Raw genomic sequence first — 14,330 nt, forward strand, 5'->3', positions numbered from 1 at the left:
TCTCCTCTTAATTAATTTTTAAATGTCTGAATTACATGTTCAAAATCTGTTGGAAGAGGACTGGCACGTCCAATTTCCTCTCCACTGAATGGATTGTAAAATTTCAAAGTATGACAGTGAAGAGCTTGGCGACTGATACCTTCAGTTAAGCTTCCACCATATAAATCGTCTCCCAAAAGTGGAAAGCCGATATGTGAAAAATGAACTCGAATCTGATGCGTCCTTCCTGTATGAAGGTGAATATCCACTAGATAGATGTTGCCAAATTGCTCAATCACCTTGTAACTAGTATGAGCATATTTACCTCCTTTGGCAACTCTTCGTGTAATAATACTATCTTCATCACGCGCAATCGGAGCAATAATTTCCCCTTCTTTTTCTAAAAGACCATCTCCCTTAACCAGGGCTAAATAACGCTTCTCAATAGCTCTTTTTTGTAATTGTTTATCCAATCGTGCATGGGCATAGCCGTGTTTGGCAAATAGCATAAGACCACTAGTATCCTTGTCCAAACGTGTCACAATATGGACTTGATGATTCTCATAACCAGAATCTATATAATAAGCTTTGACATAATTAGCCATAGTATTAGAATGGTTCACGCTAGGAATGCTTGCGACGCCGGCTGGTTTATCAAGTATTAAAAAATGATCATCCTCAAAAACCACTTCTAGTTTTTTCGAAATCGCTTCTAAACTTTCAAAACCTTCTTCCTTGGGAATATCGATCGTAACTTTATCACCAATGTCTAACAAGTAAATTGCATTTTGCGGTTCGTCATTTACTAAAATACTTCCGCCTCTAAACTTAATTTTAGCAAGAAGCCCCTTTGAAACATCATGTTTTTTGAGAAAAGTTTTGACTTTGACATGCTCATCTGCAATAAACTCAAATCTCATCGTCTACTTCTCCAATAAAGGCATCCTTAACTCGGTTCCAAAAACTCGTATGGCTTGGACTGGCAACAAATTGTATTTTATGATTATCTATTTGAAATTCAACCTTGGTAATATGCTTGAAAGTATAAGTTCTATTATCCACCGAAATCGTATGCTGATCATTTCGAGTTGGAAAGATTTCGATCTTGTCTTTTTTAGGAACAATGATCGACGAACCTAAAGTACGATATACACGATTATTAAGGCTTGCCACTTCAGCAATTTGCAAAGCTTCTATTGTCGGATGAAGAACTGCTCCACCTAAGGACTTATTGTAAGCTGTACTGCCGGTCGGAGTAGAAACCGAAATCCCATCTCCACGGAAGCGTTCAAAAGCCACATGGTTAATCATGATATCAGCAACCATAGTCCGATCTGATCGCTTTATCGTAGCTTCATTCAAAGCTAGCTTACTCTTTACAGAACCATCCTCTAGGAAAATTCTAACATTTAAAATCGGATAGGAAACCTGAGCTCCGGTGTCCAATTTTAGATTTTCTATTAACTTGTCGATTTCGAAATCTCGGTAATCAGTATAAAATCCTAAGTGTCCAGTATGAACACCGACAAAACGAACTTTATCTAATTGGTTTTCATACTTGTGAAAAACAGACAGGAGCATACCATCTCCGCCTACAGAAATAACTATATCAGGATTTTTATCAGTTAAAATGAAACGATTCTGCCTTAGTTTCTTAATCAACAATTGGCAGACTTCTTTACTTTGAGGTTTATAATTGCTAAAAACAGCAATTTTTTTATCTGTATTCTTCATCTGTATCGTCACTATTTCCTACGCCATCATTTAACATCCGATAAGGTGGATCGAACAGAACCTGAGCCTCTTGAATATCGTGGCGAATTTCACCCATTGTTTTATCCAATTCATAGGCAATTCGAGCTGTTATTTCCAATCGTTCCTTAATTTCTTGAGGAAATTCTCCCTTATATTTATAATTAAGAGAATGCTCAATTGTTGCCCAAAAGTTCATGGCTAAGGTCCGAATTTGGATTTCAGCCAAGACAACCTTGTTACCGTTAATTGTATCAACAGGATATTCAACTATCACATGATAACTGCGGTAGCCACTTGGCTTTTTATAAGTGATATAATCTCGTTCTAGAACAATCTTCATATCTTTTCGCTGATGCAAAACTTTTAGAACCTCAGTGATATCATCCTCAAATTGAACCATAATCCGAAGGCCAGCAATATCGTTCATATCACGGGCTAAGTTTTCTAAACTTATTCCATGCATAACCATCTTTTCTTGGATGCTTTCAATAGACTTGACCCTACCGGTTACAAATTCTATCGGTGAGTGTCGTTGTTGCTTGCGGTATTGTTTTCGAATTCCTCGCAGTTTGACTTTTAACTCACCGACAGCTTGGACATAAGGGTCTAAAAATTGTTCCCACTCCATAAATGCACTCACCTTGTTATTTTTATTATTTTTATATAAAATAAATACGTCTATTATTATAACATAAATCGTTTTCAAGCGAAAGAAAAGGATCAACAATGAACCATTTAGAAATTGAATACAAATCCGGATTAAACAAGGAACAGTTTGAAAGTCTACTACCACTTTTTAAAGATATTACTCCAGTAAAACAAACAAATTATTATATAGATACCCCTGATTTTTTTATCAGAGACCACAAAATGGCTTTCCGCATACGTCGTTTTGATGATTCAGCTGAGCTGACTTTGAAGGTATCACAAGAGGTAGGAACAATGGAATACAACCAAGCTTTATCAGCAGATGAAGTTAATTCTATAATTGGGAGTATGACTCTACCAGAGGGAGAGATTCTTGAAAACTTGAAGAAAACGAAGATTCAGCTAAATCAATTAACCATCCTAGGCCACTTAACCACCATTCGTCGCGAAATGAAACATGAGTTTGGACTTCTAGCTCTGGATGAAAATTTTTATTTTGATGTTCACGATTATGAAATCGAACTTGAAGTTCAAGATGCTGAAGATGGAAAAGTTAATTTCTTTGACTTTCTACAAGAAAACAATCTCTCGTACACACCCCTAAAAAGCAAGATCGCTAGATTTACTAAAAACTTGCCAAATAGCTGAAAAATTCTTATATTTTTGATAAAATAGTAATCAGAAAATTAAAGGAGTTATCTTTAGGTATGTTTGGTTCAATCAATGACAAAAAGAACATGAAATTATTCTCGCTCAACTCAAATCATGCTATCGCTGAGAAGATTGCAAAAGCTGCTGGAATACCGCTTGGGAAACTTTCATCACGTCAGTTCTCTGATGGAGAAATCCAAGTCAACATCGAAGAAAGCGTACGTGGCTTTGATGTTTTCATCATTCAATCTACAAGTTTTCCGGTAAACAACCATTTGATGGAACTGCTCATCATGGTAGATGCTTGTAATCGTGCCAGTGCTAACTCAGTAAACGTTGTAATTCCATACTTTGGTTACGCTCGTCAAGACCGTACAGCAGCACCACGGGAACCAATCACAGCAAAACTAGTAGCAAATATGTTAGTAAAAGCAGGTGTGAATCGAGTACTGACTCTTGATCTACACGCTGTTCAAGTGCAGGGATTCTTCGACATTCCTGTTGACAATCTTTACACTGTTCCTCTTTTTGCAAAACACTATTGCGATAAAGGCTTAACAGGTGATGATGTTGTCGTTGTAAGTCCAAAGAACTCAGGTGTTAAGAGAGCTCGCAGTTTAGCAGAACATCTAGATGCTCCTATCGCTATTATTGACTATGCTCAAGACGATGCTCACCGCAATGAAGGGTATATTATTGGTGAGGTAGCTGGTAAGAAAGCGATCTTAATTGATGACATCTTGAATACTGGACGTACCTTTACTGAAGCTGCTAAAATTGTCGATCGAGAAGGAGCAACCGAAATCTATGCGGTTTCAAGCCACGGTCTCTTCGTTGATGGTGCCGCTGAAAAATTAGATGCTGTTCCGATCAAAGAAATTTTAGTAACCGATTCTGTAGACACCAAAGAAAAAACTCCAAAAAACATCCAGTACATTACAGCAAGTGAGTTGATTGCTGATGCTATTGTCCGCATCCAAGAGAGAAAACCTGTCAGTCCTCTCTTTGCATATAATAAAAAATAAGGACTGAAAATGATTTATTTTGACAATGCAGCCACAACCCCTCTTTCGTCTATAACTATCCAAAAGATGACTGATTTAATGGGACAGGTCTATGGAAATCCATCTAGCACCCATCAACATGGACGAGAGGCTAGCAAGATTCTTAGACAGGCCAGGCAGACTATTGCTCAGGTATTGCGAACTAATGCCAAAAATATTCTGTTCACTTCTGGTGCTACCGAAAGCAATAATACCCTACTAAAAGGCTATGCTCTCAAGCATCAAGATCTAGGAAAACACATTATTACGACAGCAATTGAGCATCATTCTGTTTTAGAACCCTTGCACCACTTAGCCAAGAAATACGGATTTGAGATTTCTTTTATCCAACCAGTCGACGGAAAGATACGAGTAAAAGATATAAAGGATGCACTTCGTCCTGACACCATTCTCGTCTCTACCATGTTTGCTAATAATGAGACCGGTTATCTACTACCTATTAAGGAAATTGGAGAAGTTTTAAAAGATCATCCAGCAAAATTTCATGTAGATGCGGTTCAAGCTATGGGGAAGATTCCTATCTATCCAGAAGAATTAGGAATTGATTTTTTAAGTGCTTCAGCTCATAAATTTCACGGGCCGAAGGGAACTGGCTTCTTATATGCTAAAGATTTCCACTTTGATAATCTACTTCACGGTGGAAGCCAGGAAGATAAAAAAAGAGCTGGTACAGAAAACATCATTTCCATTGCGGGAATGGCCACAGCACTGGAAAATAACATTGAACATATAGCCGAAAACTTCAGTCATATTCAAGAGCTTCGATATGAACTTTTGCAAGGACTTGGTACTACCGACTATTATCTAAATGAACAGGAGCCTCATTTACCTCATGTGGTTAACATGGGATTTCCCGGCCAGGCAAACGATATCCTGCTGATGAAGTTAGATATGGCAGGAATTTCTGTCTCCACAGGATCAGCATGTACTGCTGGAGCGATTGAGCCAAGCCACGTTTTGTCGGCTTTTTATGGTGAGACGTCCCCCCGATTAAAAGAATCCTTCAGAATCAGTTTTTCTGATCAAAATACTGTTCAAGAAGTACAAATTTTAACAAAAAAATTAAAAGAAATTTTAGGAGAAACACATGGCCTTTGAAAAGTCAGTAGCATTAAAAGATTGTTTATACAGTTATGAAATAAATCCAAATGTTAAAAAATTTACATTAAAAGATAATACCTTTGCCGAAACAAAAGTAGGAAACTTTGAGCTAACTCGCCTTTTAGAGGAAATTCCAAATAGTGGTCAAGGATTTTTATTAAAAATTATTTTCAATAAAGACTTGTCTGGTTTTAAAATTAATATCACAGATAAATCAGGTCTTCGTCTAGTTAATATTTTTAAATCAGAAGATCAAAAGATTCTCCAGCAGAAATTCTACTTTTTGATGGATAGCTTAGTTGAAAGAGAGATTTTTACAAAGACGGAACAATAATCCAACATTTATTCAAGAATTACAGAGAATATCCATGATTGAACTTAAATACTTAGATTCTTATAAGGTCGAACGAATCGTTCGTTATCTTGATTTTGATGAATTCATGTTAGCTTTTTCAGGCTGTGTCACTATCCCAGATGACTTAACGGTCCTCTCATTGACATATAAGGGGATAGAAGTTCCCTATGAAGGAAAAATAGGCAATCTTTATCGAACCATGTTACAGTTTGATTTATCGGCTTACGAAAGTAAAAAAGAAAACTAAGGATTTTAGTTTTCTTTTTTTATTTTTAGTTCCTTAGATTCTTTTAAAATAGTTGATTTTTTCACAAACTTTCTATAAAATAGAAATGAAAGGACGTGATTTTGTGAAAACCGAAAAAAATTCAACTATTCCGCGTGCAACTGCCAAGCGTTTATCCCTCTACTACCGTATTTTTAAACGCTTTAATGCAGAAAAAATAGAAAAAGCCAGTTCCAAACAAATTGCTGAAGCAATTGGTATTGACTCTGCTACTGTTCGAAGAGATTTTTCTTATTTTGGTGAACTTGGACGCAGAGGTTTTGGCTACGATGTTAAGAAATTAATGAATTTTTTTGCCGATTTGCTTAATGATAACTCAATCACCAATGTCATGCTTGTAGGAGTTGGTAATATGGGGCACGCTCTTCTCCACTACCGCTTCCATGAAAGAAATAAGATGAAAATTGTCATGGCTTTTGATGTTGATAGTCACAAAGAAGTTGGAACAAAAACCCCTGATGGTATTCCAATTTATGGCATTTCTCAAATCAAAGAAAAAATCAAGGATGCAGACATCAAGACAGCAATTTTAACTGTTCCAAGTGTAAAAGCCCAGGAAGTAGCCAATATTCTTGTCGATGCTGGAATAAAAGGGATTATGAGTTTTTCACCTGTGCATCTTCATCTACCAAAAGAAATTGTTGTTCAGTATGTCGATTTGACAAGCGAACTACAAACTCTTCTCTACTTTATGAAAAAAGAGCATGATTAAGCACTATAGCTAACCGTCCTTAAATGAGGTCTGTTTCCTCTCGATAACTATAATAGCTATCCCCTCCCACAATTAAATGATCCAATAAAATGAAGCCCATCATTTCGCAGGCTTCTTTTATTTTCTCTGTCACCTGATCATCATCCCTACTTGGCCTAGTCGCGCCTGAAGGATGATTATGGACCAAGATAATTGATGTCGCCATATGCTTAATCGCATAATGAAGAATCTCCCTAGGTTCTGCTAAACTCCGAGTCAGACTTCCAATGAAAATAGTTTGTTGATGAATAATCTGATTTTGTGTGTTCAAATAAAGTGCAACCAAATGCTCCTGTTTTTTATGACTTAATTCCTGTTGCATTTTCTTAGCAAGTTTTTGACTACTCAGTATACGTTCTCCTTCAAAATTCTCCGCTTTTGAAATACGACTACCCAACTCAATCATGGCCTGTAGCTCAATCGCCTTTACTTGCCCTATACCAGATATCCCCTGTAGTTCAGATAGAGTCATGTGACGCAGTTCAGTCAGACTTGATACTGATGCTAAAATTCTACTAGCTATTTGGAATACATTCTCTTTTTTATTTCCTGTACGAATGAGAATAGACAGCAATTCCTGATTGCTTAACTGCTCTGCTCCTAGTCTTACTAATCGTTCCCGTGGTAATAATGATTCCTCTTGAAATGATATACTGTACATAAAAACCTCCTTACAATCTATTTATTCGCAAAAGAAAAAAGGAAAGCATTAAACTTATGCTTCCTTCTTTTTTATTATAAGATTTATAGTTGCATTTGATTGTATGATTTATTGAAGTAGTTCAAAATCTTCTTCGGTGTTTCTTTGTATGGAGTTTCACTTTCTAAAACACCCTTAACAATTGTACGAGAAGTTGCCGCAGCATCTTCACAGGTTACCAAAGTAACCTCTGCTGTACCATCAGCGGCATCATCAACAACATCTACCCTTTCAGGCTCCACGTTTTCAACACTAGTAATTGAATATGTATAAACTTTTTCTTTATCAGTTAAATAGATTTTCATACCAGCTTTCGCTCGATCAAGAGGAGAAAAGAGCATTTCATTGGCTCCCGTAATCCCGAAAACATGGTGACTAGCTAAAGCATAGTTACCTTTTCCCATTTCCTGAGTCTCTTTCATAGTACCAGCACCATAATAAAGACCTGCATTCTCCAGTCCATTAAAAATTGGTAAATTAAGGGACAATTCAGGAATCGCAATCCCACCGATAACAGGAAGTTGTTGTGCTTTCCATTGGGCATTTAAGACAGCTTCAGTCGATAAAGGCTCAACCTTTTCAAAATTGAAACTACCTTTACTTGCTTTATTCTTTTCAATTTCTTTCTTAGATACTTTAGAAACTTGGTACTTGTTTGTATGCCAAACCATAATCATATTTCTAATTGAAGAATTAAAAATTAGGGCAAGTGCAACTAACAGTAAGATAACTGAAAGAATATTTAATATAATATTACGTTTACTGCGTTTCTTCTTGGCTCTTCGTGATCCTCTGGCCATATTTTACTCCTTCTCGTCTTGCAACTCTTCTTTATCATCTGCTTCTACAGTTGTAAAAGTAACAATCTGAGCATTCTGATCAAGACGCATCACCTTAACACCCATTGTAGAGCGACCAGTTTGTGAAATATTTGCAACACTGGTCCGTATGATTACACCAGTATTAGTTATGATCATCAGATCTTCTTGACCATTGACTGTCATCAAACCAGCTAAAGGACCATTTTTTTCTGTGATATTAGCTGTTTTAATCCCTTTACCACCACGGCCTTTTGTCGGATATTCACTAGCAAGAGTTCGCTTACCATAACCTTTTTCAGTAATAACAAGAACTTCATCATTGTCAGACACAACACCTGCACCAACGACCTGGTCACCGTCTCTTAGGTTAACACCACGTACGCCAGTTGCAATACGGCTCATGTTTCTAACAGCTGTCTCATTGAAGCGAACAGAATAACCAAATTTTGTTCCGATAATAACATCAGCAGCTCCATCAGTTAGGAAAACATTAATCAGCTCGTCTTCATCCTTCAAATTCAAAGCCTTGAGTCCATTCTGACGAATATTAGCAAAATCAGCTACGCTAGTACGCTTGACTACCCCTAGACGAGTCGTAAAGAAGAGATAAGAGTCTTGGCTATGATCCTGTTCCACATTGATAATAGTTTGAATTGTTTCTCCTTCATCCAATTTCAGGAGATTCACAATTGGTAAACCTTTTGCAGTCCGGCCATATTCAGGTATCTCATATCCTTTCAGACGATAAACTCGTCCCTTATTAGTGAAGAAGAGTAGACGATCATGAGTACTAGTCGAAACAAGTTCCTTGACGAAATCATCATCCTTGACGCCTGTCCCTTGAACACCACGACCTCCACGTTTCTGAGCTGTAAACTCATCTTGGTTTAAACGTTTGATATATCCTTTATTTGACAAGGTGATCAAAACATCCGCTTCTTCAATCAGATCTTCATCTTCTAGAGAGAGAACTTCTCCTACCATAAGCTCTGTTCGACGTTCATCAGCAAATTTCCGCTTCACTTCATCCAATTCTTCTCTAATAATTGTAAGAACTCTTTCAGGTTTAGCTAAGATATCTGCCAAATCAGCTATTAGAGCAATCAATTCATCATATTCTGACTGAATTTTATCGCGTTCCAAACCAGTCAAACGACGCAAGCGCATATCGAGAATAGCCTGACTTTGACGTTCAGACAATTCAAACTTAGCCATTAATTCAGCCTGTGCTTCAGCATCCGTCTCGCTGTTGCGAATAATGCGAATAACTTCATCGATGTGGTCAAGAGCAATCAGCAAACCTGCTAAAATATGAGCGCGAGCCTCGGCCTTATCTTTATCAAAGGCTGTTCGACGAGTCACAACTTCTTTTTGGTGCTCGATATAAGCTAAAAGAATCTCACGAAGAGAGAGTATTTTAGGAACACCATTTTGGATAGCTAACATATTGAAGCTGAAATTGGTCTGCATTTGTGTCAATTTAAAGAGATTATTTAGAATGACATGAGCAGACGCATCCCGACGAACCTCAATGACAAAACGGACACCCTCACGATTAGACTCGTCACGGACAGCTGTTATACCATCAATACGTTTTTCTTGTACTAAGCGAACAATGTGCTCATGAACCTTAGTCTTATTAACCATATAAGGAAACTCGGTTACAACAATCCGCTCGCGACCATTTTTCATTTCTTCAATTTCAGTACGAGAACGTAAAACAATCGAGCCTTTCCCCGTTTCATAGGCACGGTGAATACCTGATTTGCCCATAACTAGGGCTCCTGTTGGAAAATCAGGCCCAGGCAAAACTTCCATAATATCACGGGTTGTTGCTTCAGGATTATCCATGACCAGCTTAACCGCATCAATAGACTCTGCTAAATTATGCGGCGGAATATTAGTCGCCATACCAACAGCAATACCAGTTGCACCATTAACCAAAAGATTTGGAAAACGGGCAGGAAGGACTATTGGTTCTCGCTCATTAGCATCATAGTTATCGATAAAGTCAACAGTATTCTTGTTGATATCACGAAGCATCTCAAGAGCAATTTTGCTCATACGTGCTTCTGTATAACGCTGAGCAGCAGCTCCATCTCCGTCCATGGAACCAAAATTTCCATGGCCATCAACAAGCATGTAGCGATAGCTCCACCATTGTGCCATCCGAACCATAGCTTCATAAATCGATGAGTCACCATGCGGATGGTATTTACCCATAACATCACCTGTAATACGGGCTGATTTTTTATGTGGTTTATCAGGAGTAACTCCCAGCTCATTCATTCCATAAAGAATCCGACGATGAACCGGTTTTAATCCATCACGAACATCTGGAAGTGCACGAGAAACGATAACACTCATAGCATAGTCAATGAAACTTGTCTTCATTTCACTCGTTAGATTGACATTTACTAAATTCTTATCTTGCATTAAAAAAATGCCTCTTTTCACTTTATATAACTGTACTATTATATCATATTTTAAACATTTTTTCAGTAAATAGCCTTGATCCTAAAAACGTTTACATCTTTTAAAGATGACCATCTGCCGTGACAAAGCATGTTAAAAGTGATAGAATAGACTTGTTTGGGACAAACCCGTAAAAAAATAAAAGGAGATTTTAGAGATGACTCTTGAAAAACAACATAAAAAAGTAATCCTTATCGGTGATGGTGCCGTAGGTTCTTCATACGCATTTGCTCTTGTTAACCAAGGAATTGCACAAGAACTCGGTATTATTGAAATTCCACAATTATTTGAAAAAGCAGTTGGTGACGCAGAGGACCTTAGTCATGCGCTTGCATTTACTTCACCTAAGAAAATTTATGCAGCAAAATACGAAGACTGCGCGGATGCTGACCTTGTTGTTATCACAGCTGGTGCTCCCCAAAAACCTGGCGAAACTCGTCTTGATCTTGTTGGTAAAAACCTTGCTATCAACAAATCTATCGTTGAGCAAGTTGTTGCTTCTGGTTTCGATGGTATCTTCCTCGTAGCTGCTAACCCAGTTGATGTCTTAACTTACTCTACTTGGAAGTTCTCTGGCTTCCCTAAAGAACGTGTCATTGGTTCTGGTACATCACTTGACTCAGCTCGTTTCCGTCAAGCTTTGGCAGCTAAAATCGGTGTTGATGCTCGTTCAGTCCATGCCTACATCATGGGTGAACATGGTGACTCAGAGTTCGCTGTTTGGTCACACGCTAACGTAGCTGGTGTAAAACTAGAACAATGGTTACAAGCTAACCGTGACTTGAACGAAGCGGATCTTGTAGACCTCTTCATTTCAGTCCGTGACGCCGCTTACTCAATCATCAATAAAAAAGGTGCTACATACTACGGTATCGCAGTTGCCCTTGCTCGTATTACTAAAGCTATCCTTGATGATGAAAATGCCGTTCTACCACTTTCTGTCTTCCAAGAAGGCCAATATGGAGTTGAAAACGTCTTTATCGGTCAACCGGCAATCGTTGGTGCTCACGGTATCGTACGTCCAGTAAATATCCCATTGAACGATGCTGAAACTCAAAAAATGCAAGCTTCTGCTAAAGAGTTACAAGCAATCATTGATGAAGCATGGAAAAATCCAGAATTCCAAGCAGCTTCTAAAAACTAAGAAAAAAACATCTCCTTGTTAAAAGGGGATGTTTTTTTTTTTGCTTTATACAGATTTGTCAGCAAAAATATCTATCAAATAAGGTACGATGAGCTCGCTCTCTAGGTCTTTCAAAGAAGAAATCCAGACAAAGTCTGTGTGCTCTTCTGGATCTAATATAATATCACGCTCTTCCAAAAATTCTACCCGCATAAACTAAGCGTGTGAAAACAGTATCTTTGCTAGCATCAAACTGACTATCTTCATGGATAATCTTATCAATCCGAAGGTTTTGATTAACCTCCTCCATAGTCTCACGTAGAGCGGCCTCTCTAGGCAGTTCATTCTCTTCTACACTTCCGACTGGAATATCCCAATAAGATGGATAGACATTAGGGAGGCCTCGCTTTATTTTCGAGCGTTTGATAAGCAAATACTTCCCGTCTTTCTCGATCAAGCTATGGGCAATTAATTTTACTGTCATTGCATGTTCCTCCAAGAAAGAAAAAAGACTCCGAAGAGTCCAATTTTAAGTCATCCACCCTGAGAGAATCGAACTCCCATCTCAAGAACCGGAATCTTACGTGATATCCATTACACTAAGGGTGGCAACTCATTTATTATAACTAATTTTCACTAAAAATACAAGTCAAAAAAGAAAAAGAAGTTGAGAAAACTCAACTTCTAAATTATCTTATAATTCGATATCACCAAACAAGTCAGCCATTGAGAATCCAGTTTGAGTTTCTGGAAGTTCAAAGTCACGTTTTTCTTGACGTTTAGGACGACGTGGACGTGATTGGCGTTTTTCTTCTTTTTCTTGTCCTTCTTCTTGCGCAGGGCGTTCTTCAAGAGCTTTAATAGAAAGTGATACACGCTCATTAGCTGGGTTAACTTCAAGAACTTTAACAGTTACTTCTTGGCCAACTGACAAGACATCTTTTGGATTTTCAACACGTTTGTGAGAAATTTGTGAGATGTGAACCAAACCATCAATACCTGGCAATACTTCAACAAAAGCACCAAAGTCTGTCAAGCGTTTAACAGTACCTTCAATTACATCACCAGCAGCAAGTTTTTGTTCAACACCATCCCATGGTCCAGGTGTTGTAGCTTTAAGTGAAAGTGATACACGACCTTCTTCTTCGTTTAAGTCAAGGACTTTCACTTCAATTTCTTCACCAACTGTTACAACAGATTTAGGTGATACGTTACGCTCATGTGATAACTCAGTTAAGTGAACCAAACCATCAACACCACCAAGATCAATGAAAGCACCAAAGCTAGTGATACGAGCAACTTTACCAGTTACAACATCACCAACATTTAATTTACCAAATACTTCGGCACGAGCTGCAGCAGCTTCAGCTTCAACAACTTCACGACGTGAAAGGATGAAGCGGTTTTCTTTTGGATCAACTTCTTTAATCTTAGCATCAAATTCTTGACCTACAAAGCGTTCAGTATTACGTACAAAACGAGTGTCAAGCATTGAAGCTGGAATAAAACCACGAAGTCCTTCAAACTCAACAGAAAGTCCACCCTTAACTGCACGAGTTCCTTTAACAGTAACAACTTCTTCTTCACGACCAACTAATTTGTCCCATGCTTTACGAGCTTCTAAACGTTTTTTAGATACTAGGTAAGTAACTGTATCTGTATCTTTACCCACTACTTGACGAAGAACGAGCAATTCAAGTGTTTCGCCTGTTTTTACAAGGTCGTTAATGTCAGCATCACGATCATTAGTCAACTCACGAAGAGTTAACACTCCTTCAACACCAGTGCCAGAAATTGCAACATTAGCTTGGTTTGCATCAACTGTCAATACTTCAGCAGTAACAACATCACCTGGCTCGACTTGGCTAACACTGTTTAGCAAATCTTCAAATTCATTCATCTAAAAAATCCTCCAACAATCAAGTTTTCACTTGACATCCATTTTATTTTCCTAAGCGCCCGCAACGACATGTTAATTTATCTTTACCGTTTTTATACCTTTTATAAAGAAATAAAATACCCTAAGATATTTTAACCCCTCATCTGATATATCACCTAAGAACTGGGGTAGCTGGATTCGAACCAACGCATGAGGGAGTCAAAGTCCCTTGCCTTACCGCTTGGCTATACCCCAAAAAGAGCGCTGACAATAGTCACTTTATCATCGTCAAAATGAACGCTAATGGAGAGAGAGGGATTCGAACCCCCGAACCCGAAGGAGCGGATTTACAGTCCGCCGCGTTTAGCCTCTTCGCTATCTCTCCGTATACAATCAACGTCATCTATTATAACACGAAAAAAATGGAAAATCAACACCTTATTTGCCTAAATTATAGGTTTCTATTAAATTTTCTACAGCCTTTTCAAGTTTTTTATAGAAAGCATCCGCATTGCCGTTTTTAATTATAGCATACTGGCCGTCTAATTCTGCAATCTCGCCAATTACTTTTTTACCAATAACGAGTGAATAGCCATCAAATAAATCTGCTCCTACTTTGACCTTACTATCATTAATTTGAATTTCAATCTTCTTATCTTTTTTACTCATTTCTTACCTCTTTCAAAATACTATTTTACACAAAAAGCAAAAACCTGGCAAGTGATTTCCTGCAAATAAGAAG

Annotated in this window: 15 protein-coding genes, 3 tRNA genes and 1 pseudogene; 7 read left to right on the top strand and 12 right to left on the bottom strand. The window is 37.9% G+C overall.

The features are described 5' to 3' along the window. Window positions 1–11: 11 nt before the first annotated feature. From HMPREF2780_RS09020 to HMPREF2780_RS09030, 3 genes are read right to left on the bottom strand one after another with little or no spacing between them, the layout of a single operon-like run. Window positions 12–899, bottom strand: a complete 888-nt coding sequence (locus tag HMPREF2780_RS09020; protein WP_061595886.1) for an RluA family pseudouridine synthase — start codon at window positions 897–899, stop codon at window positions 12–14. Further along, window positions 889–1,713, bottom strand: a complete 825-nt coding sequence (locus HMPREF2780_RS09025) for an NAD kinase (protein WP_061595887.1) — start codon at window positions 1,711–1,713, stop codon at window positions 889–891. Before HMPREF2780_RS09025 ends, HMPREF2780_RS09020 begins: the two co-directional genes overlap by 11 nt. Beyond that, the gene (locus HMPREF2780_RS09030) at window positions 1,697–2,362 is read right to left on the bottom strand and encodes a GTP pyrophosphokinase (protein WP_061595888.1); all 666 of its coding nucleotides are present in this window, start codon (window positions 2,360–2,362) and stop codon (window positions 1,697–1,699) included. The genes HMPREF2780_RS09025 and HMPREF2780_RS09030 overlap by 17 nt, the downstream gene beginning before the upstream one ends. Before the next feature lie 98 nt (window positions 2,363–2,460). Between HMPREF2780_RS09030 and HMPREF2780_RS09035 the strand changes: the two genes are divergently transcribed. The 6 genes from HMPREF2780_RS09035 (at window position 2,461) to HMPREF2780_RS09060 (ending at window position 6,551) form a co-directional block, all read left to right on the top strand. After that, the gene (locus HMPREF2780_RS09035) at window positions 2,461–3,030 is read left to right on the top strand and encodes a CYTH domain-containing protein (protein WP_096755211.1); all 570 of its coding nucleotides are present in this window, start codon (window positions 2,461–2,463) and stop codon (window positions 3,028–3,030) included. A gap of 71 nt (window positions 3,031–3,101) precedes the next feature. Then, window positions 3,102–4,058, top strand: a complete 957-nt coding sequence (locus tag HMPREF2780_RS09040; RefSeq protein WP_096755428.1) for a ribose-phosphate diphosphokinase — start codon at window positions 3,102–3,104, stop codon at window positions 4,056–4,058. 9 nt (window positions 4,059–4,067) lie between these two features. Further along, window positions 4,068–5,195, top strand: a complete 1,128-nt coding sequence (locus tag HMPREF2780_RS09045) for a cysteine desulfurase family protein (protein WP_105026543.1) — start codon at window positions 4,068–4,070, stop codon at window positions 5,193–5,195. Beyond that, entirely contained in the window at window positions 5,185–5,532 is a 348-nt protein-coding gene (locus HMPREF2780_RS09050; RefSeq protein ID WP_048780101.1) for a DUF1831 domain-containing protein, read from the top strand. The genes HMPREF2780_RS09045 and HMPREF2780_RS09050 overlap by 11 nt, the downstream gene beginning before the upstream one ends. Window positions 5,533–5,566: 34 nt before the next feature. After that, the gene (locus tag HMPREF2780_RS09055; RefSeq protein ID WP_048780103.1) at window positions 5,567–5,800 is read left to right on the top strand and encodes a DUF4649 family protein; all 234 of its coding nucleotides are present in this window, start codon (window positions 5,567–5,569) and stop codon (window positions 5,798–5,800) included. An 85-nt stretch (window positions 5,801–5,885) separates the two neighbouring features. Further along, complete coding sequence (locus HMPREF2780_RS09060) at window positions 5,886–6,551, top strand: redox-sensing transcriptional repressor Rex (RefSeq protein WP_041789693.1); 666 nt, start codon at window positions 5,886–5,888, stop codon at window positions 6,549–6,551. Window positions 6,552–6,570: 19 nt separating this feature from the next. Here the strand turns inward: HMPREF2780_RS09060 and radC are convergent, their stop codons facing one another. The 3 genes from radC to gyrA all read right to left on the bottom strand — a co-directional run bounded on the left by radC (window position 6,571) and on the right by gyrA (window position 10,547). After that, on the bottom strand, window positions 6,571–7,251 hold the full coding sequence (gene radC / locus HMPREF2780_RS09065; RefSeq protein WP_048780106.1) for a RadC family protein: 681 nt from the start codon (window positions 7,249–7,251) through the stop codon (window positions 6,571–6,573). Window positions 7,252–7,334: 83 nt separating this feature from the next. Further along, entirely contained in the window at window positions 7,335–8,090 is a 756-nt protein-coding gene (locus HMPREF2780_RS09070) for a class A sortase (protein ID WP_045503211.1), read from the bottom strand. Between the two features lie 3 nt (window positions 8,091–8,093). Further along, the gene (gene gyrA / locus HMPREF2780_RS09075; RefSeq protein ID WP_012000631.1) at window positions 8,094–10,547 is read right to left on the bottom strand and encodes a DNA gyrase subunit A; all 2,454 of its coding nucleotides are present in this window, start codon (window positions 10,545–10,547) and stop codon (window positions 8,094–8,096) included. Window positions 10,548–10,743: 196 nt separating this feature from the next. On the opposite strand from gyrA, the gene HMPREF2780_RS09080 reads away from it, so the two are divergent. Next, complete coding sequence (locus HMPREF2780_RS09080) at window positions 10,744–11,730, top strand: L-lactate dehydrogenase (RefSeq protein ID WP_008809179.1); 987 nt, start codon at window positions 10,744–10,746, stop codon at window positions 11,728–11,730. A gap of 45 nt (window positions 11,731–11,775) precedes the next feature. Here the strand turns inward: HMPREF2780_RS09080 and HMPREF2780_RS09085 are convergent. From HMPREF2780_RS09085 to HMPREF2780_RS09110, 6 genes and pseudogenes are all read right to left on the bottom strand, one after another. Further along, window positions 11,776–12,193 (bottom strand): annotated as a pseudogene (locus HMPREF2780_RS09085) (NUDIX hydrolase). Between the two features lie 53 nt (window positions 12,194–12,246). Beyond that, window positions 12,247–12,318 (bottom strand) — tRNA-Arg (locus HMPREF2780_RS09090). 85 nt (window positions 12,319–12,403) lie between these two features. Continuing rightward, complete coding sequence (rpsA, locus tag HMPREF2780_RS09095) at window positions 12,404–13,609, bottom strand: 30S ribosomal protein S1 (RefSeq protein WP_008809181.1); 1,206 nt, start codon at window positions 13,607–13,609, stop codon at window positions 12,404–12,406. Window positions 13,610–13,771: 162 nt separating this feature from the next. Further along, a tRNA-Gln gene (locus tag HMPREF2780_RS09100) sits at window positions 13,772–13,843 on the bottom strand. 49 nt (window positions 13,844–13,892) lie between these two features. After that, window positions 13,893–13,973, bottom strand: a tRNA-Tyr gene (locus HMPREF2780_RS09105). Between the two features lie 53 nt (window positions 13,974–14,026). After that, window positions 14,027–14,257 (bottom strand): DUF2969 domain-containing protein, encoded by a 231-nt coding sequence (locus tag HMPREF2780_RS09110; RefSeq protein WP_008809182.1) that lies wholly within the window; start codon window positions 14,255–14,257, stop codon window positions 14,027–14,029. Window positions 14,258–14,330: the final 73 nt, after the last annotated feature.

Source organism: Streptococcus sp. HMSC062B01 (genome assembly GCF_001811085.1).
Taxonomy (GTDB): domain Bacteria; phylum Bacillota; class Bacilli; order Lactobacillales; family Streptococcaceae; genus Streptococcus; species Streptococcus gordonii.